The following is a 3,994-nucleotide window of genomic DNA, read 5'->3' on the forward strand; positions in this document are numbered from 1 at the left end:
GTCTATGTCGGCTGCCGCTTCGCTTTAGACCGGCCTATGGCAGGAGCCTCTTCATCAGCCGATATCTTCACGCCCTGGCATTAGAGCACCAGCAGGGCGTCCAAGTCCAGGCAGGCTTCTAAATGATCGGCCAGCGCATCCAGTGCGCTTTCCACCCCATCCTCATAGGCGATCCCGCTGTCGGCTCGGTCCTTGATCGCCGACAGGAATGCGTGGCGGAAGGTGTCGGACGAAAACATTCCGTGGACGTAACAACCGCTGACGCGACCATCCGCCGATACCGCTCCCTCGGCCCGGCCCTCAAGTTCCAGCAGGGGCCGCGCCAACGCGGTGCCCGATGTTTGGCCGATATGCATCTCGTAGCCCCGGACCGATGCCCCACTAGCCGGATGCAGCCCCGTCACTTCGACCAGCGTCTTAGGCCCGTCCAATACCGTTTCGATGTCGAGAAGACCCAGGCCGGTCACGGCGCCGGGCGCTCCCTCCGTCCCCGCCGGATCGTCCAGCCGCGTCCCCAGCATCTGGAAGCCGCCGCAGATGCCCAACACATGGCCACCGCGCCGGAGATGCGCCGCAATGTCCACGTCCCAGCCCTGGTCGCGCAGGAACGCCAGATCCGGGATCGTCGCCTTGGTGCCGGGCAGGATGACGAGGTCGGCGTCGCCCGGCAGCGCCTCTCCCGGCGGGACCATGGTCAGCGTCACGTCGGGTTCTTCACGAAGCGGGTCGAAATCGTCGAAGTTGGCGATGCGCGACAGCATCGGCACGGCGATGCGAATGGCCCGACCTCCCGCACTGGACCGGGAACTCAGCGCCAGCGCATCCTCCGGCGGCAGCTTCCCGGCATCGGTAAAGTACGGGACGACGCCCAGCGACGGCAGGCCGGTGTGCTCCGCGATGATCCTCAAACCGTCGTCGAACAGGCTGGTATCACCCCGGAACTTGTTGATCAGGAAGGCCTTCAGCCGCGCCCGCTCGGCATCCGGCAGCACGGCGCAGGTGCCGACGATGCTGGCGATCACCCCGCCGCGCTCGATGTCGCCGATCAGCACGACCGGCAGGTCCGCCGCCTCGGCGAAGCCCATATTGGCGATATCGCCCGCCCGCAAATTGACTTCCGAAGCGCTGCCGGCCCCTTCGACCAGCACGAGGTCGGCCTCCCGGCCCAGCCGATGGAAGCTTTCCAGCACGGCCGGCATCAGCTCGCCCTTGCGGGACTGGTACTCGCGCGCCTTCATCGCCCCGACGACGCGGCCCTGCACGACGACCTGAGCGCCGATATCGGTCTGCGGCTTCAGCAGAACCGGGTTCATGTCGATGGTCGGCGCTACCTTGCAGGCCCGCGCCTGCAAGGCCTGGGCTCGGCCGATCTCGCCGCCGTCCGCCGTCACCGCTGCGTTGTTCGACATGTTCTGCGGCTTGAACGGACGGACGCGGAGGCCCCGGTTGGTGAAGGCCCGGCAAAGGCCGGCCACGACCATGGACTTGCCGACGTCGGAGCCGGTGCCCATGAACATGACGGCCTTCGTCCTGCCAGCCTTCGTCCTGACCGGCGGCTTGGTCAAAATTCCACCCCGGCCTGCGCCTTGACGCCTTCCCGGAACGGGTGCTTCACCATGGTCATTTCAGTGACCAGATCGGCGATTTCCAGCAACTCGTCCTTAGCATTGCGACCGGTCACGATGACGTGCTTGTCCTCCGGCTTGTCGCGCAGGACCTCCAGCACCTCTTCCAGCGGCAGGTAGTCGTAGCGCAGGACGATGTTGAGTTCGTCCAGCAGGACCATCTTGATCTCGGGGTTCCGGATCAGGCTGACGGCCTGGGTCCAGGCGGCGCGGGCGGCGGCGATATCGCGCTCGCGGCTTTGGGTTTCCCAGGTGAAGCCTTCGCCCATCGTGTTGATCGTGACCTGATCGGCAAAGCGTTCCAGCACGACACGCTCGCCGGTTTCCCACTTGCCCTTGACGAACTGGACGATCCCGATCTTGAAGCCGTGGCCTATCGCCCGCATCACCATGCCGAGCGCCGCTGTGGACTTGCCCTTACCCTTGCCGGTGTGGACGATCAGAAGCCCCTTCTCCAGGGTCTTGGTCGCGATCATGCGGTCGCGCGCCGCCTTCTTCTTCGCCATCTTCTCGGCGTGACGGGCGTTGATTTCGTCTTCTGTCATGCCTTCGGTTTTCACGGCGTTTCACCCTGGGCCAGTTTGTTCAATGTGTGATGCGCGGCATTGGATTTGGGCCGCCACAGTCCGCGTGATAGGGCTTCTGACAATTTTGCCGCCATCTCGCGGAGAGCCGCCGGATTTGCCTCTTCCATGAAGCTCCGGACCGTATCGTCGGCGACGTACGCGTCGAACACGGCATCGAAATGATGATCGCGTACACAGCGGGCGGTTGCGGCGAAAGCAAACAGGTAATCCACCGTCGCCGCCAGTTCGAAGGCTCCCTTGTAGCCGTGGCGCATCACGCCGGCGATCCACTTGGGATTGACGACGCGGGCACGGACGACGCGGGCGATTTCCTCGTCCAGCGTGCGGACGCGCGGGTTTTCCGGACGCGAGTGATCGTTGTGGTAGACGACGGGCGCCTGTCCCGACAAGGTGCGCACGGCGACCGCAAGCCCACCTTCGAACTGATAGTAATCGTCGCTGTCGAGCAGGTCGTGTTCCCGGTTGTCCTGATTGTGCAGGACGGCCTGGACCGATCCCAGCCTAGCCTCGAACAAGCCGCGCTCCGGTGCTCCCTCCACCCCGCCGCCATAGGCGTAGCCGCCCCAGGCGAGATAGGCTTCCGCCAAGTCGCTCTCGGTTTCCCAGCCGCGCTCGTCGATCAGCGCCTGCAAGCCCGCCCCATAGGCCCCCGGCTTCGAGCCGAAGACCCGATGCCCCGCCCGCTTCCGGGCCGCTACCGGATCGATGCCGGAGACCGCCAGATCAGCCGCATCCTGACGGACGCGGGCCGCAAGTGGATTGACGTCGTCGGGTTCGTCCAGGTCGGCGATAGCGCGGGCGGCGCTGTCCACCAGATCCATTTGAGCGGGGAAAGCATCGCGGAAGAAGCCGGAAACCCGCAGGGTCACATCGACGCGCGGCCGGTCGAGCACGCCGGCCGGCATGATCTCGAACCCCGTGACACGCCCCGTCCCGGTGTCCCAGGTCGGCCTTGCTCCCATCAGCGCCAGCGCCTGGGCGATATCGTCGCCGCCTGTCCGCATGTTTGCGGTGCCCCAGGCCGACAGCGCCATGGTGCGGGGCCAGTCGCCGTTTTCCTGAAGGTAGCGCTCAACCACCCGCGAGGCGGATTTCCAGCCCAGATGCCACGCGGCGGGCGTTGGGACGGCGCGGGTATCGACCGAGTAGAAGTTCCGCCCGGTCGGCAGGACTTCCGGCCTGCCGCGCGTCGGAGCACCGGACGGACCGGGCTCGACGAAGCGCCCGTCGAGGCCACGAAGAAGCCCCGTCAGTTCAGCCTCGCCGCAGGAGGAAACCACGGGCCGCAGATGCCCGGAGATGTAATCGAGGACAGCGCCCGAAGCAGACCATTCCGGGTCCGGAACGGCCTCTCCCGCGACCAGCTTCCGCGCCAGTTCCTCAAGCCGCTCCACCGTGTCGCCGGTGCTGCGCCAGACGCCGCCGGTATTCAGCGCCGCCGGCCGTGGTCCCGTCCAAGGATCGCCCATGACGCAGTCAAGCGGGTCGAACTCCAGCCCCAAATCCCCCGCCAGCGCCCGGATCAGCGAGGCGTCGCGGCCATCGCCCTTGCCGCGCGGCAACCGGGTCAGTGCCACCAGCAGGTCGGTCAGCAAGCCGCCTTCCGGCGCCACGCCGAAGACGTGCAAGCCGTCGCGGATCTGGAGTTCCTTCAACTCGCACAGATGGTTGTCGAGCTTGGCGAGAGCCGCCTGCGGTTCGTCGTCCCGGCTGACGCCGCAGTCCACATCCAGGCCGGTGGCAGCGCTCAGTTCAAGGATGTGGTCGCGCAGCACGACGATG

General features: G+C 66.3%; 3 protein-coding genes. All 3 read right to left on the bottom strand.

Annotation, left to right across the window (positions count from 1 at the left end; genetic code table 11):
* Positions 1-80: 80 nt before the first annotated feature.
* Positions 81-1,517 (bottom strand): cobyric acid synthase, encoded by a 1,437-nt coding sequence (locus tag AC5JJ6_RS02390; protein ID WP_496040510.1) that lies wholly within the window; start codon positions 1,515-1,517, stop codon positions 81-83.
* A gap of 44 nt (positions 1,518-1,561) precedes the next feature.
* On the bottom strand, positions 1,562-2,170 hold the full coding sequence (cobO, locus tag AC5JJ6_RS02395; protein WP_496040508.1) for a cob(I)yrinic acid a,c-diamide adenosyltransferase: 609 nt from the start codon (positions 2,168-2,170) through the stop codon (positions 1,562-1,564).
* A gap of 11 nt (positions 2,171-2,181) precedes the next feature.
* Positions 2,182-3,994: cobaltochelatase subunit CobN (cobN, locus tag AC5JJ6_RS02400; RefSeq protein ID WP_496040509.1), on the bottom strand; the 1,813-nt coding region annotated here is incomplete at its 5' end.

Source organism: Skermanella sp. (assembly GCF_059503625.1).

Coding starts and splice junctions, on each gene's coding strand:
- AC5JJ6_RS02390 (WP_496040510.1), bottom strand. CDS start 1,517: ATGTTCATGGGCACCGGCTCCGACGTCGGCAAGTCCATGGTCGTGGCC.
- cobO (WP_496040508.1), bottom strand. CDS start 2,170: ATGACAGAAGACGAAATCAACGCCCGTCACGCCGAGAAGATGGCGAAG.